Origin of the sequence: Pseudomonas plecoglossicida NBRC 103162 = DSM 15088, from assembly GCF_000730665.1 — a bacterium.
In the GTDB taxonomy this organism is placed as follows: Bacteria; Pseudomonadota; Gammaproteobacteria; order Pseudomonadales; family Pseudomonadaceae; genus Aquipseudomonas; species Aquipseudomonas plecoglossicida.
This window is the reverse complement of the sequence record NZ_BBIV01000053.1, coordinates 20,101-41,154: the sequence shown is the minus strand read 5'-3', so window position 1 is coordinate 41,154 and position 21,054 is coordinate 20,101. Positions and strand designations below refer to the sequence as shown.

The following is a 21,054-nucleotide window of genomic DNA, read 5'->3' as shown; positions in this document are numbered from 1 at the left end:
AGTTTAAATACTGTGGCGTTCGCACGGTGCAGTGGTGGTGAAGGTCTTCATGGCGCTTCACGTCGATTAGCGGTAAAGCTTCAAATTGCGGGAATAGCTCAGTTGGTAGAGCACGACCTTGCCAAGGTCGGGGTCGCGAGTTCGAGTCTCGTTTCCCGCTCCAAATCAGAAAACGCCATCTCTTACGAGGTGGCGTTTTTTTTTTGCCCTGCACAATGGGCCCTGGGCAGAAGTTGCGCCTGTTTCAGCGCAACTTCATGGCATGATCAGTGCGTGCCGCCCTGGGAAGGCGTGCTCATCAGTTGCTTTTCCAGGTGCCAGTCGAAGGGTTCGTCATTCTGCTCGGCTTCATAGCGACGCTCTTCCAGTTGCTGGTACATCTCCAACTCCTCGTCGGGCATGAAGTGCAGGCAGTCGCCGGCGAAGAACCACAAAAGGTCGCGGGGCACCAGGTGGGCGATCTGCGGGTAGCGCTGGATCACCTGGCAGATCAGGTCCTGACCCAGGTACTGGCTTTCCAGCGGGTCCTGCGGCAGCAGGGTCAGCAACTCGTCGAAGCGTTCGAGGAACAGGGCGTGGCTTTCCTCCGGTACCTGGTCGGCTTCACCCAGAGCGACCAGAATGGTGCGCAGGTGATTGAGCAGTTGCAGGTGGTATTCCAGATGGGGGTTGGCCATGGTGGCGGACCTCGGGTGGTTGAAACGGGGGGGCGGAGTATACGCCGGTTGGGGCGGGTATGGGGATGCACTCCGCTCCTGTGGGAGCCGGCTTGCCGGCGAATGGGCCGCAAAGCGGCCCCCCTGTATCAGCGAACCTTGCCCCGCGCAGGCAACAACTCTTCCTTGTCGAACGCATCCACATCGATCACCAGACGGCGGGCCTTCTCTGCCTCATGCAGCCGCTGGCCTTCACCTGGCTGCAGCACACCGTGTTCGATCGCCGCATCGATCGCCGATTGCCCGGGTGCCGGTTTCAGCTTGCCGTCCTTGATCGCCTGATGCAGTGCCTTGTGCAACGGTACTGCTTCATCCAGCAAATCGCTCGCCCGCTGCAGAGCCGCCACCGGGTCGCCTTCGGCCTGCGGCCTGAAGCAGCCGGCGAGCAACTCCTCGAGTGCCGGGTCACCCTTGCTGCGGCCGATCAGCGCTGCCACTTCGGCATCCAGTTCATCGCTCGGGCCGGTGTGACGTCGGCCAAACGGGAACGCCAGCACCCGCAGCGCACAGCCGACGAAACGGTTGGGGAAGTTGTCCAGCAGACGGTCCAGCGCACGTTCTGCCTGGCCCAGGCTCTCTTCCATGGCCCAGCGCAGCAGTGGCCGCATATGTTCCGGCGAGCCCAGGTCGTGGTAGCGCTTGAGCGCGGCCGACGACAGGTACAGGTGGCTGAGCACATCACCCAGTCTTGCACTCAGCCGTTCCCGGCGTTTGAGCGCTCCGCCCAGCAACATCATCGACAGGTCTGCCAGCAGGGCGAACGCGGCGGCCTGGCGGTTGAGGGCACGGAAGTAACCTTGGCTCAACGCATCCCCCGGCACTTTTTCCAGCCGCCCCAGGCCCAGCCCGAATATCAGTGTGCTGGCGGCGTTGCCGACGGCGAACATGATGTGCTTCATCAGCAAATCGTCGAACTCCCTGAGCGCCTGGTCGCGGTCTTCACGCCCGGCCAGGGCCATTTCCCTGAGCACGAACGGGTGGCAGCGAATGGCGCCCTGGCCGAAGATCATCAGGTTGCGCGAGAGGATGTTGGCCCCCTCGACCGTGATGAAGATCGGCGCACCCTGCCAGTTACGCCCCAGGTAGTTGTTCGGGCCCATGATGATGCCCTTGCCGCCATGCACATCCATGGCGTGCTGGATGCATTCGCGGCCGCGTTCGGTCAGGTGATACTTGAGGATCGCCGACAGCACCGACGGTTTTTCCCCCAGGTCCACCGCCTTGGCGGTCAGCAAGCGGGCACTGTCCATCAGCCAGGCGTTGCCGCCGATGCGCGCCATCGACTCCTGGATGCCCTCGAAGGCCGCCAGTGGCACGTTGAACTGTTCGCGGATATTGGCGTACTGACCGGTGACCAGGCTGGTGTACTTGGCGGCGCCTGTCCCGACGGCGGGCAGCGAGATGGAGCGGCCCACCGACAGGCAGTTCATCAGCATCATCCAGCCCTTGCCGAGCATGGCCTGGCCGCCGATGAGCAGATCCAGCGGCACGAACACGTCCTTGCCGCTGTTGGGGCCGTTCATGAAGGCAGCGCCGAGGGGCAGGTGGCGCTTGCCGATTTCCACGCCGGGGGTGTCGGTGGGGATCAGCGCCAGGCTGATGCCCAGTTCTTCCTCTTCGCCGAGCAGGTGTTCCGGGTCGTAGGCCTTGAATGCCAGGCCGAGCAGCGTGGCTACCGGGCCGAGGGTGATGTAGCGCTTTTCCCAGTTCAGGCGCAGGCCGATGACTTCTTCACCTTGCCACTGGCCCTTGCAGATGACGCCGGTGTCGGGCATGGCGCCGGCGTCGGAACCGGCCAACGGACCGGTGAGGGCGAAGCAGGGGATTTCATCGCCGTGGGCCAGGCGGGGCAGGTAGTGGTTGCGCTGTTCGTCGGTGCCGTAGTGCAGCAGCAGCTCGGCCGGGCCCAGGGAGTTGGGGACCATCACCGTGGAGGCCAGGTCGCCGCTGCGGGTGGCCAGCTTCATCGCCACCTGGGAGTGGGCGTAGGCGGAGAAACCCTTGCCGCCGTACTCCTTGGGGATGATCAGGGCGAAGAAGCCGTGCTCCTTGATGAAGGCCCAGGCTTCTGCGGGCAAGTCGAGGTCCTGGCCGATTTGCCAGTCGCTGACCATCGCGCACAGTTGTTCGGTTGGCCCGTCGATGAATGCCTGCTCTTCATCGCTCAGCTTCGGCGCAGGGTAATCGAGCAGGGTGCGCCAGTCGGGGCGGCCGCTGAACAGCTCGCCATCCCACCAGACGGTGCCGGCGTCGATCGCTTCGCGTTCGGTCTGCGACATCGGCGGCAGGGTGCGCTGGAACCAGTTGAACACCGGGCCGGTGAACACCTTGCGCCGCCACTCGGGCAGCGCCACCAGGGCGATCTTCAATGCCAGCACGATCCAGATCAGGGTCAGCAGCCAGCCGGGGGCGCTGCTGAAAATGCCCATCAGCAGCACATAGGCCGCCATGATGCCCAGTATCTGCAAGGGTGCCAGACGCCGGTGCGTGAGGTACGCCGCGCCGATCACCAGTACCACCAACCACAACAGCAACATAATCGGTCCTCCTTGGAACCAGGGGGGCTTTGGCCGTCCCACAGAGCTTAGACGCTAAGCAGTGGGCGTCGGTGTCAGAACAGTGACAGGGTGTGGCGGTGGGAGTTTCAGTTCATCTGCGCCTTTACCGGCCCGATCGCCTGCAAGTCGGCTCCCACGGGAGGCCCGCCGCACCTGAACCTGTGGGAGCCGACTTGCCGGCGATCGGGCCAGTACAGGCGACAGAGCTCTGGAGTAGACTGTCCGCCCACCGCATTTCATAAGGACGTTGCCATGCTGAAGATCTGGGGCCGCAAGAATTCGAGCAATGTGCGCAAGGCGCTGTGGATCGCCCACGAGCTGGGCCTGGATTTCGAGTCCATCGACGCCGGCGGCGCCTTTGGCGTGGTCAACGAGCCGCATTATCGCGCCCTCAACCCCAACGGCCTGGTGCCCATGCTCGAGGACGGCGACCTGGTGCTGTGGGAGTCCAACACCATCGTCCGCTACCTCTGTGCCGAGTATGGCGCCGAGCAGGGCTGGTACCTGGGCGACCCACGCCAGCGCGCCCTCGCCGACAAGTGGATGGACTGGACCACCTCGTCTTTCGCCACCCCGTTTCGCCCGCTGTTCTGGGGCCTGCTGCGCACGCCCGAGGAACAGCGCGACTGGGTGGCGATCAACGCTGCTCACAAGCAGTGCGCGCAGTTGCTGGCGATTGCCGATGAAACCTTGGCCCGCCAGCCTTACCTTTCCGGTGATCAGATCGGCATGGGCGACATCCCACTGGGTAGCTTTGTCTACGCGTGGTTCGAGATGCCCATCGAACGTCCGGCCATGTACCACCTCGAGGCCTGGTACGAGCGACTGAGGGCGCGCCCGGCCTACCAGGCGGCGGTAATGACGGCGCTCACCTGAACCTGCTTCGATAGTCATTATCAATAGATGTGACTGTACTTGTGCGGCCTGGCCTTGCACCATGGCCGAACTCACTGCGCCAGTGACTTTACCTGGCGTGTCCTGAACCATTCTTTACTCGGTACGTGACCCGCTATGAGTTCCGCCCTGTCCATCCGACAGCTGACCAAGACCTACGGCAACGGCTTCCAGGCCCTCAAGGGCATCGACCTGGAGGTTGCCGAAGGTGACTTCTTCGCCTTGCTAGGCCCCAATGGCGCCGGCAAGTCCACCACCATCGGCATCCTCTCGACCCTGGTCAACAAGACCAGCGGCACGGTGAACGTGTTCGGCCACGACCTGGACGGTGAACCCGCCGCGCTCAAGCGTTGCCTGGGCGTGGTGCCGCAGGAGTTCAACTTCAACCAGTTCGAGAAAACCTTCGATATCCTCGTCACCCAGGCCGGTTACTACGGCATCCCGCCCAAGCTGGCCAAGGAGCGCGCCGAGCAGTACCTGACCCAACTGGGGTTGTGGGACAAGCGTGACGTGCAGTCGCGTTCGCTTTCCGGCGGCATGAAGCGTCGCTTGATGATCGCCCGGGCGCTGATCCACGAGCCGCGCCTGCTGATTCTCGACGAACCGACCTCCGGGGTGGACATCGAGCTGCGCCGTTCGATGTGGAGCTTCCTCACCGAGCTCAACCAGAAGGGCATCACCATCATCCTCACCACCCACTACCTGGAAGAGGCCGAGCAGTTGTGTCGCAACATCGGCATCATCGACCACGGCACCATCGTCGAGAACACCAGCATGCGCAAGCTGTTGGGCAAGCTGCACGTGGAGACCTTCGTGCTTGACCTCAAGCAGGACCTGGCCCAGGCACCGACCCTGCAAGGCTACCCCTGCCGCCTGCTGACACCGCACACCCTGGAGGTGCAGGTGGAGAAGGACATCGGCATCACTGCGCTGTTCGGCCAGCTGGCGCTGCAGAACATCGAGGTGCTGAGCCTGCGCAACAAGACCAACCGACTCGAGGAGCTGTTCGTGTCCCTGGTGGAAAAGAACCTGTCGAAGGTGGCCGTATGAGTGTGGAACTGCGCACCAACTGGGTCGCCCTGAATACCATCGTCTACCGTGAAGTGCGCCGCTTCCTGCGCATCTGGCCACAGACCTTGCTGCCACCGGCGATCACCATGGTCCTGTACTTCGTCATCTTCGGTAACCTGATCGGCCGGCAGATCGGTGACATGGGTGGCTTCACCTACATGGAATACATCGTGCCGGGGCTGATCATGATGTCGGTCATCACCAACTCCTACGGCAACGTGGTGTCGAGCTTCTTCGGCAGCAAGTTCCAGCGCTCGATCGAGGAGTTGATGGTGTCGCCGGTGTCGCCGCACATCATCCTCGTGGGCTACGTGATGGGCGGCGTGCTGCGCGGTCTGGCGGTCGGCGTGATCGTGACCATCCTGTCGATGTTCTTCACGCATCTGCAGGTGCATCATCTGGGTGTGACCGTGGTCGTGGTGCTGCTGACCGCCACGATCTTCTCGCTGCTGGGCTTCGTCAACGCCGTCTTTGCGCGTAACTTCGACGATATCTCGATCATCCCGACCTTCGTGCTGACACCGCTGACCTACCTGGGCGGGGTGTTCTACTCGATCAACCTGCTGCCGCCGTTCTGGCAGACCGTGTCGCTGGCCAACCCGGTGCTGCACATGGTCAACTCGTTCCGCTACGGCATCCTAGGGGTGTCGGACATCAGCATTGGCACGGCGATCACCTTCATGCTGGTGGCCACCGCAGTGCTCTACGTGCTGTGCGTGCGTCTGCTGGTCAGCGGCCGCGGCATGCGTGCCTGAAGCCTTCTGCTTGCGCCGGCGCCACTGCCGGCCAACCCACCAGCGCCAGTACAGCATGGTGGTGAAGTAGGCGACGATACCCAGCACCACCCCGCATACCACCGAGCCCAGCAAGAACGGCTGCCACAGCGTTGCCAGCTGGTCGGTGATCCACTCGAAGGTCAGTTCGTCGGGCAGCGTGCGGGGTGGCAGCTGCATCAGCCATGCGCCGGTCATGTAGGTGACGAAGAATACCGGCGGCATGGTCAGTGGGTTGGTCAGCCAGACCAGACTCACCGCGATCGGCAGGTTGCCGCGTACCGGGATGGCCAGCGCCACCGCCAGCAGCATCTGCATGGGAATCGGGATCAGCGCCGCGAAAAGGCCTACCCCCATTGCCCGCGCCACCGAATGGCGGTTCAGGTGCCAGAGGTTCGGGTCATGCAGCAGTTTGCCGAAAAAGCGCAGGGACTTGTGTTCCCGAATGCTGGCTGGATCCGGCATGTACCGTTTGAAAAGTCGGCGCGGCATGTAGGCTCCTGGAGCGTGGATCGGGGCAGTATGCCTTGATTCAATCTCCGGCTCGTTCAGAGTTTGTGACAATTGTTGAGCGAGCCAGGTCGGTATTTCAGCTAAGCCTCAGTAGGCGATTGTGCTTCTGGAGCTCTACCTCATGCGCACAGGGATGCTTGCGCTGGCACTCGGGCTGCTGTGCCCGGGTCTGTTACCCGTATTGCCGTCGGTCGGATGGCTGTGGCTGTTGCTGTGCAGCGGCCTGCTGTGCCTGCGCACGCGTGGCTGGCCGGTGGGTTGTTTCCTGCTCGGTTTGTGCTGGGCCGGTTGGTCGGCGCAGCAGGCGTTGGATGATCGCCTGGCGCCGCTGCTGGATGGCCGCACCCTGTGGGTGGAAGGGACGGTGGTCGGGCTGCCGACCGCGACAGGGCAGGGCACGCGCTTCGTCCTCGAACACCCCGTTTCGCGCCGTGCCGAGTTGCCCGCCCGGCTGCAGCTGAGCTGGTTCGATGGCCCGCCGGTGCGGGCGGGCGAGCGCTGGCGCCTGGCGGTAAGCTTGCAGCGCCCAGCGGGGCTGCTGAACCCCCATGGGCCTGATCGCGAGGCGCAATTGCTGGCGCGGCGAATTGGCGCCAGCGCAACGGTCAAGGCAGGGCAGGTGCTCGATGCGCAAGCGCCAAGCTGGCGCGATACCCTGCGCCAGCGTTTGCTGGCCATCGATGCCAACGGCCGGGAAGCGGCATTGGTGGCGCTGGTGCTCGGCGACGGTGGCGGGCTGGCCCGCAGCGATTGGCAAGTGCTGCAGGCCACGGGCACGGTGCACCTGCTGGTGATTTCGGGGCAGCACATCGGCCTGGTGGCCGGACTGCTCTATGCGCTGGTGGCCGGCTTGGCGCGTTGGGGGCTGTGGCCTCGGCGACTGCCGTGGCTGCCTTGGGCATGCGCCCTGGCATTGTCGGCGGCCCTGGCCTACGGCTGGTTGGCCGGTGGCGGGGTGCCGGTGCAGCGTGCCTGCCTGATGTTGGCGGTGGTGCTGTTGTGGCGCTTGCGCTTTCGTCACCTGGGGGCGTTCTTTCCCTTGCTGGTTGCACTGAACCTGGTGCTGATCGTCGAGCCCCTGGCCGCCCTGCTGCCGGGTTTCTGGCTGTCCTTCGCGGCGGTGGCAACCCTCGTCTACTGCTTCAGTGCCCGCCTCGGCGGCTGGCGCCCCTGGCAGGCGTGGACCCGCGCCCAGTGGGTGATCGCTATCGGTTTGCTGCCGGTGCTGCTGGCTACCGGGCTGCCGATCAGCCTGAGCGCGCCATTGGCCAACCTGGTGGCTGTGCCCTGGATCAGCCTGGCGGTATTGCCGTTGGCCTTGCTCGGTACCCTGCTGTTGCCGCTGGCTGGTGTGGGCGAGGCGCTGTTGTGGCTGGCGGGCGCCATGCTCGATGGCTTGTTCGGGTTGCTGGGGGTTATTGCGCAGTGGCGGCCTGCCTGGGTTCCGCCAGCATTGCCGCTGTGGGCCTGGATGCTGGTGTGCCTGGGCGCGCTGCTGGTCCTGCTGCCCACCGGTGTGCCCTTGCGCGGACTGGGCGGTGTCATGCTGCTTGCTTTGTGGGTGCCCAGGGAGCCCGTGCCGCATGGATTGGTCGAGGTCTGGCAGTTGGACGTCGGCCAGGGCCTGGCGGTGCTGCTGCGCACGCGAGAGCACACGTTGCTGTACGACGCGGGCCCGGCGCGGGGCGACCTTGACCTTGGCGAGCGGGTGGTGCTGCCGACCCTCTACAAGTTGGGTGTGCGGCAGTTGGACCTGATGGTGATCAGCCATGCCCACGCCGATCATGCGGGTGGAGCGTTGGCGGTCGCTCGCGGATTGCCGGTAGCGCAGGTACTGGGTGGCGAGCCGCGGGCCCTCGCCAGTTCGTTGTCGGCGCAGCCGTGCCTCGGTCACGAGGGCTGGGAATGGGATGGCGTGCGCTTTTCGCTCTGGCAGTGGGCCGACGGGCAGGGCAGTAACGATCGTTCCTGCGTGCTGTTGGTCGAGGCGCGTGGCGAACGCCTGCTGCTGGCGGGTGACATGGAGGCCGGTGCCGAGCAGGCCTGGCTGGCAGCCATCGAAGCGCCGGCGATCGATTGGCTGCAGGCGCCGCACCATGGCAGCCGCAGTTCATCCACAGAAGCGTTCATCCGTGCCACGGCGCCGCGCGGGGTGATGATTTCCAGGGGGCGCAACAATGGCTTCGGGCACCCCCATGAACAGGTGATGGAGCGCTATCGGCGCCATGGCCTGGCGATTCACGATACGGCGGTGGAGGGCGCGTTGCGCCTGCTGCTGGGCAGCCAGGGCGAGGTCGAGGGCGTGCGCGGGCAGCGGCGCTTCTGGCGCGAGGGCAATTCCCTGACCTTCGGCAGATGAGCCCCTGGCGCGCGTATGGTAGAGTGGCGGCCTTTTTCCAAAGGGGCGTTTACTGTGTGGGAATTGGTCAAGTCCGGTGGTTGGATGATGCTGCCGATCATTCTGAGTTCCATCGCTGCCATGGCTATCGTCGTCGAGCGCCTGTGGACCCTGCGCGCCAGCCGTGTCACGCCACCGCACCTGCTCGGCCAGGTGTGGATGTGGATCAAGGACAAGCAACTCACCAGTGACAAGCTCAAGGCCCTGCGCGCCGACTCGCCGTTGGGCGAGATCCTCGCGGCAGGCCTGGCCAACTCGCGCCATGGTCGCGAGATCATGAAAGAGTGCATCGAAGAAGCCGCCTCGCGGGTCATCCACGAACTCGAGCGCTACATCAGCACCCTCGGCACCATTGCCGCAATGGCCCCGCTGCTAGGCCTGCTGGGCACCGTGCTGGGCATGATCGACATCTTCAGCGCCTTCATGGGCTCGCAGATGACTGCTAACGCCGCCGTGCTGGCAGGGGGTATCTCCAAGGCCCTGGTCACCACCGCCGCCGGCTTGATGGTGGGTATCCCCGCCGTGTTCTTCCATCGCTTCCTGCTGCGTCGCATCGACGAGCTGGTGGTGGGCATGGAGCAGGAAGCGATCAAGCTGGTGGAAGTCATCCAGGGCGACCGTGAAGTCGAAGTGGCCGGAGGCAAGGCGTGAAGTTCCGGCGCAATCGCCAGCGGGAGAACGTCGACATCAACCTGGCGTCGCTGATCGATGTGGTGTTCGTCCTGCTGCTGTTCTTCGTGGTCACCACCACCTTTACCCGTGAGACGCAGTTGCGCGTCGAGCTGCCCGAGGCCGCCAGCGCCGAACAGCCGCCGGCGGATCAGGACAAGCTGGTGGAGGTCACCATCAGCGCCGAGGGCGTCTATTCGGTGAACAACCACCTGCTGCCCAAGAGCGACCTGGCCACCCTGACCGAGGCCATCGAGCGTGAGTCCGGAGGCGATACTACGTTGCCATTCGCAATCAGCGCCGACGGCAAGACCCCGCACCAGGCCGTGATCACCGCGATGGATGCTGCCGGCAAGCTCGGTTTCAGCCACCTGCGCATGACCACCGTCGAGGCGGCCCAGGGCACACCTTGATGGCGCTCGCCGACCGTCTGTTGGCTGCCTGGTATGCCGGGCATCCGGCGCTGGCCCTGCTGCGTCCGCTCGAGGCGTTGTACCGCCGTGTGGTCATGCGCAAGCGTGCGCGTTATCTCAGTGGCGAAAGCGCCAGCTATCGGGCCCCGGTGCCGGTCATCGTGGTGGGCAATATCACCATTGGTGGGACCGGCAAGACGCCGATGATCCTCTGGCTGATCGAGCATTGCCGAAAGCAGGGGCTGAAGGTCGGGGTGGTCAGCCGCGGTTATGGTGCCAAGCCGCCGCAATTGCCCTGGCGCGTCGAGGCGCATCAGCCTGCCGGCCAGGCTGGCGACGAACCGCTGCTGATCGTCCAGCGCACCGGCGTGCCGCTGATGATCGACCCCGACCGTTCGCGCGCCGTACAGGCGCTGTTGGCCAGCGAGCCGCTGGACCTGATCCTGTGTGATGACGGCATGCAGCACTACCGCCTGGCGCGTGATCTGGAGCTGGTGCTGATCGACGCCGCCCGCGGCCTTGGAAATGGCCGCTGCCTGCCGGCCGGGCCTCTGCGTGAGCCGGCCGAGCGCCTGCAGGAAGCGGATGCGGTGCTGTTCAATGGCGCCAAGGCTGATCGCCCCGATGGCTTCGCCTTCCGTTTGCAGCCCAGTGCCCTGGTCAACCTGCGCAGCGGCGAGCGACGCGCGCTGGACGTGTTCCCGGCAGGCCAACGCCTGCACGCGGTTGCCGGTATCGGCAACCCGCAACGTTTCTTCAATACCCTGCTGGGGCTAAACTGGCAGCCGGTACCGCATCCCTTCGCCGACCACGCCGAGTTCAGCGCCGAACGCCTGGCGTTCAACCCGCCACTGCCGCTGGTCATGACCGAAAAGGATGCGGTGAAATGCCGGGCTTTTGCCGCCGATGACTGGTGGTACCTGGCCGTCGAGGCGCAGCCCACGGCGGCCTTCGTCGCCTGGTTCGACAGCCAGCTGCAACGCCTGCTGGCGCAGTGCACGCCCTGAGCCCGTTTTCTATTTTCCGGCCACCTGGCCTCAAGGAAGCTTCCATGGACACCAAACTGCTCGACATCCTGGCCTGCCCGATCACCAAGGGCCCGCTCAAGCTCAGCGCCGACAAGACCGAGCTGATCAGCAAGGGCGCAGGCTTGGCCTATCCGATTCGCGACGGCATCCCGGTGATGCTGGAAAGTGAGGCTCGCACCCTGACCGACGATGAGCGTCTGGACAAATGAGTATCGACTTCACCGTGGTGATTCCCGCCCGCCTGCGTTCCACGCGCCTGCCGGGCAAACCGCTGCTGATGATCGCCGGCAAGCCGATGGTCCAGCACGTCTGGGAACAGGCGCGCAAGAGCGGCGCCAGTCGCGTGGTCATTGCCACCGACGACGCCAGCATCGTCGAGGCGTGCCAGGCGTTTGGCGGTGAAGTGCTGTTGACCCGCGCCGATCATGAATCGGGCACTGATCGCCTGGCCGAAGTGGCCGCGCAGCTCGGCCTGCCCGCCGATGCCATCGTGGTCAACGTGCAGGGTGACGAACCGCTGATTCCGCCGGTGATCATCGACCAGGTGGCCAGCAACCTGGCCGCTCACCCGGAAGCGGGCATCGCCACCCTGGCCGAGCCGATCCACGAGCCGGAAACCGTGTTCAATCCCAATGCGGTCAAGGTGGTCAGCGACAAGAACGGCCTGGCGTTGACCTTCAGCCGTGCACCGTTGCCGTGGGCGCGCGATGCCTTCGCCAAGGACCGCAACCAACTGCCGGAAGGCGTGCCGTATCGCCGCCATATCGGCATGTATGCCTACCGCGTGGGCTTTCTCCAGGACTTCGTCAGCTGGGGTCCATGCTGGCTCGAGCAGACCGAGTCGCTGGAGCAGCTGCGCGCCCTGTGGCATGGCGTACGTATCCATGTCGAAGATGCCATCGAAGCGCCGGCCGTGGGCGTGGATACTCCCGAAGACCTGGAGCGCGTGCGGCGCTTGTTGGAGGCCTGATGCGCGTTCTGTTCGTGTGCCTGGGCAATATCTGCCGCTCGCCCACCGCCGAAGGTGTGTTGCGCCATCAACTGCAGGTCGCAGGGCTGGCCGAACAGGTGCACGTGGCCTCTGCCGGCACCGGCGACTGGCATGTCGGCAAGGCGCCCGACAGCCGCACCTGCAAGGCCGCGCTGGCCAGGGGTTACGACCTCTCGGCGCAGCGAGCCCAGCAGGTCAAGGTGGCGCATTTTGCCGAGTACGACCTGGTCCTGGCCATGGACGAAAGCAATCTCGGCCACCTGCAGGCCATGCGCCCGCAGACTGCGGTCGGCGAGCTCGATTTGTTCCTGCGCCGCTATGGCGCTGCCCTCGACGAGGTGCCGGACCCGTACTACGGCGGTTCCGACGGTTTCGAGCAAGTGCTGGACCTGATCGAGGCAGCCTGCCGTGAGCTGGTCGTGGAAATCAAGGGGCGGTTATGACAGCGCGATGGCAAGGGCAGGTGTCGCTCAAGCCCTACAACACCTTCGGCATCGACGTGAGCGCCCGGTATTTCACCCAGGCCCACAATGATGAGGAAGTGCGTGAAGCGTTGGCCCAGGCGCAGCAGATGGGGGTGCCTGTGATGGTGATCGGCGGCGGCAGCAACCTGCTGCTGACCCGTGATGTCGACGCGCTGGTGCTGCATATGGCCAGCCAGGGCCGCTGGGTGCTGAGCGATGATGGCGAGCGGGTGGTGGTCGAGGCCGAAGCGGGCGAAGCCTGGCATCCGTTCGTGCAATGGTCGCTGGCGCAAGGCTACTGTGGCCTGGAAAACCTCAGCCTGATCCCGGGCACCGTGGGGGCCGCGCCGATGCAGAACGTCGGTGCCTATGGCGTGGAGATCAAGGACGTGTTCGTCGGGCTGACCGCACTCGACCGGGAAACGGGTGAGCTGCGCAATTTCGACCTGGATGAATGCGCCTTCGGATACCGCGACAGCCTGTTCAAGCGCAACCCTGGCCGTTGGTTGATCCTGCGCGTGCGCTTTGCCCTGAGCCGTGTTCTGCAGGCGCACCTGGACTACGGCCCGGTGCGTCAGCGTTTGCTGGAGCAGGGCGTCGGGCAGCCGACTGGCCAGGCGATCAGCGATGCCATCTGCAGCATTCGCCGCGAGAAATTGCCTGATCCGGCCGAACTGGGTAATGCGGGGAGTTTCTTCAAGAACCCGGTGGTGTCTGCCGAGCGAGTGGAGCGGATTCGTGCCCGATATGCAGGTGTGGTGGCTTATCCTCAGGCCGATGGCCAGGTGAAGCTGGCGGCGGGGTGGTTGATCGAACAGGCGGGATGGAAGGGTTATCGCGAGGGCGATGCCGGGGTGCACAAGCTGCAATCGCTGGTACTGGTCAATTATGGTCAGGCGAGCGGGGGGCAGATGCATGCGCTGGCACAGCGTATCCAGGCTGATGTTCTGCAGCGATTCGGGGTCGAGCTGGAGATGGAGCCCAACCTTTACTGATCGCTGCGCCTGTACCGGCCTCATCGCCGGCAAGCCGGTTCCCACAGGTATTGCACTGCACTCTTTCATGTGGGAGCCGGCTTGCCGGCGATGAGGCCGGTGCAGTCAACGCAAAACATCCAACCAAGAAAAAGCCCCGCCAGTTCGCACTGGCGGGGCTTTTTCATTCAGCCGTTGCTATCAACCGTGATGTGGCTTGTGCTCATCGGCGGTTTCCAGCGCAGGCTCGTCGGCTGCAGTTGCAACTTCCTGAGCGGCCTTGGCGGCAGCCTCGGCTTCACGCTTGCGGCGACGTACTTCACGTGGGTCGTTCGGTGCGCGGCCATTGGGCAGCATGACGGTAGCGGCTTCGACCACTGCCGGTGCTTCTTCCGGGGCTGGCTCTGCAGCGACAGGCGCTACTTCGACAGTGACCGGGGCAGGCTCGGCAACCACTTCTGGTTGAGCTTCGACGACTGGAGCGGGCTCTGCCGCAGGTGCAGCTTCGAAGGCGACCGGGGCCTTCTCGGCTTCACCGGCCTCGATTGCCGGTGCCTGGGCAACTACAACCGGCTCGGCGGCAGGTGCAGGTTCGGCTTCGACAACGGGCTGCGGTGCAGCTTCGACCACAGGCTCGGCGCTAGCCTCGACCACGGCAGCAGGCTGGCTGACAGGTTGCTCGACCACAGGCGCGATCACGGTTTCCTCGGCCTGGACAGCGGCTTCGACCTGCTCGACCGGGGCTTCGCTGTTGTCGGTGACGGCTGTATCGGCAGTGGCGCGTTCGGCCTGCTGGTTGGCTTCAGCCTCGGCACCGGCACTGATGTTGCTGCTGGCGACTGCGGCGGTGACGGTCAGGCCGGCGGCGAGTTCTGCACCCAGTTCGGTGGCCTGATGCTGTGGCTGCTCTTCGCTGCCATCGTCTTCGCTGCCTTCGATCAACTCGCCATTGGCATTGCGCTGACGTTCACGACGGTTGCTGCGGCGACGTTGGCCACGGGAGCGGCGGCGCGGACGCTCGCCATCGACACCTTCCTGCTCGTCCTGCAGCAGTTCTTCGTTCGGCAATTGCTCTTCGGCGAGCTCGGCAGCCTGCTCGGCGGCCTGTTCGGTTGCACGTGGCTGACGCTCTTCGCGCGGCGGGCGTGGTTGACGCTCTTCGCGTGGGGCGCGTTCTTCACGTGGGGCGCGTTCCTCGCGAGGTGCACGTTCTTCACGCGGAGCGCGTTCCTCGCGAGGGGCACGCTCTTCACGCGGGGCACGCTCTTCACGTGGGGCGCGTTCTTCGCGTGGTGTGCGCTCTTCACGCGGCGCTCGCTCTTCGCGGGCTACGCGTTCTTCACGAGGTGCACGCTCCTCGCGTGGCTGGCGCTCTTCGCGGGCGACCGGTGCAGCGTCCAGTGGCTCGCGCAGTTCGCGAACCGGGCGCTCTTCACGGTTGCCGCGGCGGTCTTCGCGTGGCTGGCGTGGTGCCCGCTCTTCGCGTGGGGCGCGTTCTTCACGTGGGGCACGCTCTTCGCGAGGCTGGCGCTCTTCACGCGGGGCGCGCTCGGCACGCTCCTCGCGCGGTTTGCGCTCTTCGTCACGACGGCCGTTACGGTTGCGGCTCTGCTGGCGGCCGTTGCGACGCTCTTCGTTGCGCGGCGTGCGCTCGGTGGCAGGCTTTTCGGTGACCACGGCCGGAGCGGCGACAGGTTCATCCTTGCCGGCGAACAGGCTGACCAGCGACTTGACCAGGCCCTTGAACAGGCTTGGCTCCGGCACGCTCGGCGCAGGTGCTGCGGGTGCTGCGGGTGCGGCAGGCTGCTCTTCTTCGGTGGTCGGTACCGGCGCGTTGGCGCGGGCTGGTGCGGTCTTCACCGCGGCTTCCTGGCGTACCAGGGTGCGGGTGGCGGTCGGCAGCGGCGCCTCTTCGGTTTCCGATGCGGCGATTTCGTAGCTGGACTGGTTGTTCAGCACTTCCGGATTGTCGTCGCGCAGGCGCTGGACTTCAAAGTGCGGGGTTTCCAGGTGATCGTTCGGCAGGATGATGATGCGCGCACGGGTGCGCAGTTCGATCTTGGTGATCGAGTTGCGCTTCTCGTTGAGCAGGAAGGCCGCCACCGGGATCGGCACCTGTGCCCGTACTTCGGCGGTGCGGTCTTTGAGGGCTTCTTCTTCGATCAGACGCAGGATTGCCAGCGACAGCGATTCGACGTCACGGATGATGCCGGTGCCGGAGCAGCGTGGGCAGACGATGCCGCTGCTTTCGCCCAGCGACGGGCGCAGGCGCTGACGGGACATTTCCAGCAGGCCGAAGCGCGAGATGCGGCCTACCTGGACACGGGCGCGGTCGGCCTCCAGGCATTCGCGCACGCGCTCTTCCACGGCGCGCTGGTTCTTCGCCGGGGTCATGTCGATGAAGTCGATGACGATCAGGCCGCCGATGTCACGCAGGCGCAGCTGGCGGGCGATTTCCTCGGCCGCTTCCAGGTTGGTCTGCAGGGCGGTTTCTTCGATGTCGCTGCCCTTGGTGGCGCGCGCCGAGTTGATGTCGATGGAAACCAGTGCCTCGGTCGGGTCGATCACGATCGAGCCGCCGGATGGCAGGTCGACCACGCGCTGGAAGGCGGTTTCGATCTGGCTTTCGATCTGGAAGCGGTTGAACAGTGGCACGCTGTCTTCGTACAGCTTCACCTTGCTGGCGTATTGCGGCATCACCTGACGGATGAAGGTCAGGGCTTCTTCCTGGGCGTCGATGCTGTCGATCAGCACTTCGCCGATGTCCTGGCGCAGGTAGTCGCGAATGGCGCGGATGATGACGTTGCTTTCCTGGTAGATCAGGAATGGCGCAGCGCGGTCCAGGGAGGCTTCCTTGATGGCAGTCCACAGCTGCAGCAGGTAGTCGAGGTCCCACTGCATTTCTTCGCTGCTGCGGCCAAGGCCTGCGGTGCGCACGATCAGGCCCATGTCGCCTGGTACGGTCAGGCCGTTGAGGGCTTCGCGCAGTTCGTTGCGCTCTTCGCCTTCGATGCGGCGGGAGATACCGCCGGCACGCGGGTTGTTGGGCATCAGCACCAGGTAGCGGCCCGCCAGGCTGATGAAGGTGGTCAGGGCGGCGCCTTTGTTGCCGCGCTCTTCCTTCTCGACCTGGACGATGACTTCCTGGCCTTCGCTCAGGACTTCCTTGATGTTGACGCGGCCTTCAGGGGCTTTCTTGAAGTATTCGCGGGAGATTTCCTTCAGCGGCAGGAAGCCGTGACGTTCAGAGCCGAAGTCGACGAAGGCCGCTTCGAGGCTGGGCTCGATCCGGGTGATCTTGCCTTTGTAGATGTTGGCCTTTTTCTGCTCGCGCGCGCCGGACTCGATGTCCAGGTCGTAGAGACGTTGGCCGTCCACCAGGGCTACACGCAACTCTTCGGGTTGAGTTGCGTTAATCAGCATTCTTTTCATGTTGTACCGTCGGTTTCCGGGCTGCCGGAAACGGCGTTCGGCACACACGACTTCTCATGGTCGGTGCCAAGGTGCGCAAAGGGTGGCCGGGCCACCCCCGTGTCGAGCAACGTTCGGCACCAGCCGGTTGCCCAGCCTGCCGTTGTCGCGACGACGCGTCCTGTTTGCTGCGGTGCCTACCAGGCCCCGGTGGCTTCGAATGGGTATCCGAATCAACCAAGCGGGCCTCGTGCACTCAGTCAGGAGGAGGAATCAACCGTCAGCCGTGGACGCCCGAGGGCATCTGTTCAGGACCTTATCCGCTCGCCGGCCATGTCAGTGGGCCGGTGGCCGGACTCGGTGCTACACGGTCCGAGGGCTGTGCATCTCCACCCTGCACGTATCCCTGATAATTCGGGTGCTGCCGCGCGCTGAATCCGCAACGGGTTGCATTTTTCGCCAGCTCCGAACGAGGAGCTGGCGCCATTACATGTCCAAGGCAGGTATTTCCGAAGCATTCGCCGGGCGTTGCGTGGAAGCGACGGGGCGGGCAGAGGTGCGGCGAAAAGAATCGGGTAAGCAGGCGAAAAACCACACTTGTCGTTTTTTTCGGTCTTCTCTACACAGCGCTGGTGGCGATTCCAGGCAATTCGGTAAACTGGCGAAAACCCCGTAGGACGGCCTCGCGTCCTGCAGAATTGCGTTGGTCAGGGACCGGCCAAGGGCCTGGTGCCGCTGGCCTGCCGCTTTTGGCGGCGTTCGCGACTATAGCAGTAATGATTAAGTGCTTCAATTCCATAAAAAATTGTTATGATCCCGCAATGACGACCAATACCCCTCCGACTTCCGGCGTAAAGCTGATCGAAGTCGCGCCGGAGCTTGCCGGCCAACGCATCGACAATTTCCTCATCACCGCGCTCAAGGGCGTGCCCAAGACGCTGGTCTACCGCATCCTGCGCAAAGGCGAGGTGCGGGTCAACAAAGGCCGCGTCAAGCCCGAGTACAAGCTGCAGGCCGGCGACATCGTGCGTGTACCGCCCGTCCGCTTGCCGGAGCGCGACGAGCCGGCACCGGTCGCCCAGGGGCTGTTGCAGCGCCTGGAGGCGGCCATCGTCTACGAAGACAAGGCGCTGATCGTGATGAACAAGCCCGCCGGCATCGCCGTGCACGGCGGTAGCGGCCTGAGCTTCGGTGTGATCGAGGCGCTGCGTCAGCTGCGTCCGGATGCCAAGGAGCTGGAGCTGGTGCACCGCCTGGACCGCGATACCTCGGGCCTGCTGATGATCGCCAAGAAGCGCAGCATGCTGCGCCATCTGCATGCGGCCTTGCGTGGCGATGGCGTCGACAAGCGCTACATGGCGTTGGTGCGTGGTCATTGGCCAACCGCCAAGAAACAGGTGAATGCGCCGCTGCTCAAGAGCAACCTGCGTTCGGGCGAGCGCATGGTCGAGGTGAACGACGAGGGCAAGGAAGCGCTGACCCTGTTCCGCGTACTGCGCCGTTTCGGTGAGTTCGCCACCATCGTCGAGGCCCGGCCGATTACCGGTCGGACCCACCAGATCCGTGTGCATACCCTGCATGCCGGGCACATGATTGCCGGCGACAGCAAGTACGGCGACGAGGATTTCAGTCGCGAGATTCGTGAGCTGGGCGGCAAGCGCCTGTTCCTGCATGCCTATGCCTTGACCGTGCCGCTGCCCGATGGCGGCGAGCTCAAGCTGGAAGCGCCGGTGGACGAAGTCTGGGCGAAAACCGTCGAGCGCCTGAGTGCGTCGTGATCCATGAAAAAACCGTATGAGCTGCTGATCTTCGATTGGGATGGCACCCTGGCCGACTCCATTGGTCGTATCGTCGAGGCCATGAATGCCGCGGCCGACCGTGCCGGTGAGGCGCGGAGCGATGAACGAGCGGTGAAGGGCATCATCGGCCTGGCGCTCGGTGAGGCCATTTCGACGCTGTATCCACATCTTGAGCCAGGCCAGGTGGAAGTCTTTCGCCAGCACTATGCCGATATCTACATGGCGCTCGATCAGCAGCCTTCGCCGCTGTTCGAGGGTGTGGTCGAATCGCTGGATGCCTTCCGTGCCCAGGGCTATCGCCTGGCGGTGGCCACCGGCAAGGCGCGTCGTGGCCTCGATCGGGTGCTCAAGGCCAATGGTTGGGAGCAGTTCTTCGATATCACCCGTGCCGCCGACGAGACGCGAGGCAAGCCGTACCCGTTGATGCTCGAAGAGATTCTTGGCCATTGTGGCGTCGAGCCTGGTCGCGCTCTGATGATCGGCGACTCGGCGTTCGATCTGCAGATGGCCAGCAATGCCGGCATGCACTCGGTGGCTGTGGGCTATGGTGCGATGTCGCTGCAGGCGTTGGCCGAATTCGGCCCGCAGGTATGTATCGATCATTTCTCCCAGCTGCGCGAGTGGCTGGCCGGTTCCAAGCAACTGCAATTCCAAGGTAGGTGAGCATGGCTGACGAGTGGAAGGCGCCTGAGTCCGAGCCCGATGAGCGCGAAGAGCGCAAGAGCTGGAAACTGTTGGAAAAGACCTTGCTGGCCGGGGTTCAGGAGCAGCGTCGGGCGCGGCGCTGGGGGATTTTCTTCAAGCTGTTGACCTTCGTCTATCTGTTCGGTCTGCTTGCCCTGTTCCTGCCGTTCATGGATGTGGACAAGGCCGCGTCGCTCAGCGGTAGCCATACGGCGCTGGTGGAGGTGCGCGGGGTCATTGCCGACCAGGAGGCAGCCAGTGCCGACAATATCGTCAAGAGCCTGCGTGCAGCCTTCAAGGACCCTAAGACCAAAGCTGTGGTGATGCGCATCAACAGCCCGGGCGGCAGCCCTGTGCAGGCGGGCTATGTGTATGACGAGATCCGCCGCCTGCGCGCCGAATATCCGGATATCAAGCTGTATGCGGTGATTTCCGACCTGGGTGCTTCCGGTGCCTACTACATCGCCAGTGCGGCGGATGAGATCTACGCCGACAAGGCCAGCCTGGTTGGTTCCATTGGCGTGACAGCGGCCGGCTATGGTTTTGTCGGTTCGATGGAGAAGCTGGGGGTCGAGCGGCGCACCTACACGGCAGGCGAGCACAAGGCCTTCCTTGATCCGTTCTCGCCGGAGAAGCCGGAAGAGCGAGTGTTCTGGCAGGGGGTGCTGAATACCACGCACCAGCAGTTCATTGCGATGGTCAAGCAGGGGCGCGGTGATCGCCTGAAGGACAAGGAGCATCCGGAGCTGTTCAGCGGCCTGATATGGACGGGCGAGCAGGCCAAGGCGCTGGGGTTGGTGGATGGCCTGGGTAGCGCCAGTTACGTGGCGCGCGAGATCGTTGGCGAGAAGGAGCTGGTGGACTTCACCGTCCAGGAATCGCCGTTCGATCGCTTCTCCAAGCGGATCGGCGCCAGCGTGGCCGAGCGTCTGGCCATGTGGATGGGCTTCCAGGGGCCTGTCCTGCGCTGATCTGTTCCGGCCTCATCGCCGGCAAGCCGGCTTGCCGGCGATGAGGTCGACGCATTCTCAGGGAATCATCACCCCTTCCTTGTTCAGCATATCCACCAACCGAATCAACGGCAGCCCGATCAGGCTGGTCGCATCGCACCCGTGGGTGCTCTGGAACAGGCTCACCCCCAATCCCTCCGCCTTGAAGCTGCCTGCGCAATCCAGTGGCTGCTCGGCCGCCACATAGCGCTCCACGCGTTCCCGGTCCAGTTCCCGCATCGTCACGGTAAACGGTACGCAGTCGACCTGGCAGTGCCCTGTGGCGCTGTTCAGCAGGGCCAGTCCGGTAAGGAAGGTGACCTGCTGTCCGCTCGCCTCCAGCAGTTGCTCGCAGGCGCGCTCGAAGGTGTGCGGCTTGCCGAGGATCTGTTCGCCCAGCACGGCGACCTGGTCGGAGCCAATGATCAGGTGTCCGGGATGGCTGCCGGCCAGTGCTTCTGCCTTCTGCCTGGCGAGTCGCCGTACCAGCGCCGAAGCCGGCTCGTCATCCAGGCGCCGCTCGTCTAGGTCGGGGCTTGCCCAGGTGAAGGGCAGGCGCAGGCGCGCAAGCAGTTCGCGCCGGTAGGCAGAGCTGGAAGCCAGCAAGAGAGGCAGCATGGTAGACTCCTGGTCAGTTGAACCCGATTCTAACATGCGAGATGCCGCCGAATTTCCTTTGACAGGGGCGGGGGGCATCCCTAGAATGCTG

At 64.4% G+C, this 21,054-nt stretch carries 19 protein-coding genes and 1 tRNA gene; 15 read left to right on the top strand and 5 right to left on the bottom strand.

Annotated features, from left to right (window positions below; translation table 11 throughout):
- Nucleotides 1-87: 87 nt before the first annotated feature.
- Nucleotides 88-163 (top strand) — tRNA-Gly (locus tag PPL01S_RS22125).
- A gap of 103 nt (nt 164-266) precedes the next feature.
- Here PPL01S_RS22125 and PPL01S_RS22120 read toward each other — a convergent pair.
- Both PPL01S_RS22120 and PPL01S_RS22115 read right to left on the bottom strand, forming a co-directional pair.
- Entirely contained in the window at nt 267-677 is a 411-nt protein-coding gene (locus tag PPL01S_RS22120; RefSeq protein ID WP_016391919.1) for a PA2817 family protein, read from the bottom strand.
- 128 nt (nt 678-805) lie between these two features.
- Nucleotides 806-3,253: an acyl-CoA dehydrogenase gene (locus PPL01S_RS22115; RefSeq protein ID WP_016391250.1), complete on the bottom strand. Its 2,448-nt coding sequence runs from the start codon at nt 3,251-3,253 to the stop codon at nt 806-808.
- A 273-nt stretch (nt 3,254-3,526) separates the two neighbouring features.
- Here PPL01S_RS22115 and PPL01S_RS22110 point away from each other — a divergent pair, with 273 nt between their 5' ends.
- The 3 genes from PPL01S_RS22110 (at nt 3,527) to PPL01S_RS22100 (ending at nt 5,994) form a co-directional block, all read left to right on the top strand.
- Nucleotides 3,527-4,150, top strand: a complete 624-nt coding sequence (locus tag PPL01S_RS22110) for a glutathione S-transferase (protein WP_028626096.1) — start codon at nt 3,527-3,529, stop codon at nt 4,148-4,150.
- Nucleotides 4,151-4,285: 135 nt separating this feature from the next.
- On the top strand, nt 4,286-5,218 hold the full coding sequence (locus PPL01S_RS22105; RefSeq protein ID WP_016391248.1) for an ABC transporter ATP-binding protein: 933 nt from the start codon (nt 4,286-4,288) through the stop codon (nt 5,216-5,218).
- Nucleotides 5,215-5,994, top strand: a complete 780-nt coding sequence (locus PPL01S_RS22100; RefSeq protein WP_008096461.1) for an ABC transporter permease — start codon at nt 5,215-5,217, stop codon at nt 5,992-5,994. The genes PPL01S_RS22105 and PPL01S_RS22100 overlap by 4 nt, the downstream gene beginning before the upstream one ends.
- Here PPL01S_RS22100 and PPL01S_RS24935 read toward each other — a convergent pair.
- Complete coding sequence (locus PPL01S_RS24935) at nt 5,878-6,504, bottom strand: DUF2062 domain-containing protein (protein ID WP_116131208.1); 627 nt, start codon at nt 6,502-6,504, stop codon at nt 5,878-5,880. The genes PPL01S_RS22100 and PPL01S_RS24935 overlap by 117 nt on opposite strands.
- Before the next feature lie 142 nt (nt 6,505-6,646).
- Between PPL01S_RS24935 and PPL01S_RS22095 the strand changes: the two genes are divergently transcribed.
- The 8 genes from PPL01S_RS22095 to murB are packed head-to-tail and all read left to right on the top strand — an operon-like array spanning nt 6,647 to nt 13,483.
- Nucleotides 6,647-8,884 (top strand): DNA internalization-related competence protein ComEC/Rec2, encoded by a 2,238-nt coding sequence (locus tag PPL01S_RS22095; RefSeq protein WP_016391245.1) that lies wholly within the window; start codon nt 6,647-6,649, stop codon nt 8,882-8,884.
- 54 nt (nt 8,885-8,938) lie between these two features.
- Nucleotides 8,939-9,574: a flagellar polar localization protein PocA gene (gene pocA, locus PPL01S_RS22090; RefSeq protein WP_016391244.1), complete on the top strand. Its 636-nt coding sequence runs from the start codon at nt 8,939-8,941 to the stop codon at nt 9,572-9,574.
- The gene (gene pocB, locus PPL01S_RS22085) at nt 9,571-10,005 is read left to right on the top strand and encodes a flagellar polar localization protein PocB (protein WP_016391243.1); all 435 of its coding nucleotides are present in this window, start codon (nt 9,571-9,573) and stop codon (nt 10,003-10,005) included. The genes pocA and pocB overlap by 4 nt, the downstream gene beginning before the upstream one ends.
- Complete coding sequence (lpxK, locus tag PPL01S_RS22080; protein ID WP_016391242.1) at nt 10,005-11,012, top strand: tetraacyldisaccharide 4'-kinase; 1,008 nt, start codon at nt 10,005-10,007, stop codon at nt 11,010-11,012. The genes pocB and lpxK overlap by 1 nt, the downstream gene beginning before the upstream one ends.
- A gap of 44 nt (nt 11,013-11,056) precedes the next feature.
- A complete protein-coding gene (locus PPL01S_RS22075; protein ID WP_003247142.1) occupies nt 11,057-11,242 on the top strand; it encodes a Trm112 family protein in 186 nt (61 codons plus the stop codon).
- Nucleotides 11,239-12,003 carry a 3-deoxy-manno-octulosonate cytidylyltransferase gene (kdsB, locus tag PPL01S_RS22070; protein WP_016391241.1) on the top strand — a complete coding sequence of 255 codons (765 nt, stop codon included), beginning with the start codon at nt 11,239-11,241 and terminating at the stop codon, nt 12,001-12,003. The genes PPL01S_RS22075 and kdsB overlap by 4 nt, the downstream gene beginning before the upstream one ends.
- A complete protein-coding gene (locus PPL01S_RS22065) occupies nt 12,003-12,467 on the top strand; it encodes a low molecular weight protein-tyrosine-phosphatase (protein ID WP_016391240.1) in 465 nt (154 codons plus the stop codon). The genes kdsB and PPL01S_RS22065 overlap by 1 nt, the downstream gene beginning before the upstream one ends.
- Entirely contained in the window at nt 12,464-13,483 is a 1,020-nt protein-coding gene (gene murB, locus PPL01S_RS22060; protein ID WP_028626097.1) for a UDP-N-acetylmuramate dehydrogenase, read from the top strand. The genes PPL01S_RS22065 and murB overlap by 4 nt, the downstream gene beginning before the upstream one ends.
- Nucleotides 13,484-13,663: 180 nt before the next feature.
- On the opposite strand, the gene rne is transcribed toward murB, so the two are convergent.
- The gene (gene rne, locus PPL01S_RS22055; protein ID WP_028626098.1) at nt 13,664-16,894 is read right to left on the bottom strand and encodes a ribonuclease E; all 3,231 of its coding nucleotides are present in this window, start codon (nt 16,892-16,894) and stop codon (nt 13,664-13,666) included.
- Between the two features lie 800 nt (nt 16,895-17,694).
- Here rne and rluC point away from each other — a divergent pair.
- The 3 genes from rluC to PPL01S_RS22040 are packed head-to-tail and all read left to right on the top strand — an operon-like array spanning nt 17,695 to nt 20,327.
- Nucleotides 17,695-18,651, top strand: coding sequence for a 23S rRNA pseudouridine(955/2504/2580) synthase RluC (rluC, locus tag PPL01S_RS22050; protein WP_016391237.1), 957 nt, complete (start codon nt 17,695-17,697; stop codon nt 18,649-18,651).
- A gap of 3 nt (nt 18,652-18,654) precedes the next feature.
- Nucleotides 18,655-19,335 carry an HAD family hydrolase gene (locus PPL01S_RS22045; RefSeq protein ID WP_016391236.1) on the top strand — a complete coding sequence of 227 codons (681 nt, stop codon included), beginning with the start codon at nt 18,655-18,657 and terminating at the stop codon, nt 19,333-19,335.
- A gap of 2 nt (nt 19,336-19,337) precedes the next feature.
- Entirely contained in the window at nt 19,338-20,327 is a 990-nt protein-coding gene (locus PPL01S_RS22040; RefSeq protein WP_016391235.1) for a S49 family peptidase, read from the top strand.
- 57 nt (nt 20,328-20,384) lie between these two features.
- Here the strand turns inward: PPL01S_RS22040 and PPL01S_RS22035 are convergent, their stop codons facing one another.
- Nucleotides 20,385-20,963: a Maf family protein gene (locus PPL01S_RS22035; RefSeq protein WP_028626099.1), complete on the bottom strand. Its 579-nt coding sequence runs from the start codon at nt 20,961-20,963 to the stop codon at nt 20,385-20,387.
- Nucleotides 20,964-21,054: the final 91 nt, after the last annotated feature.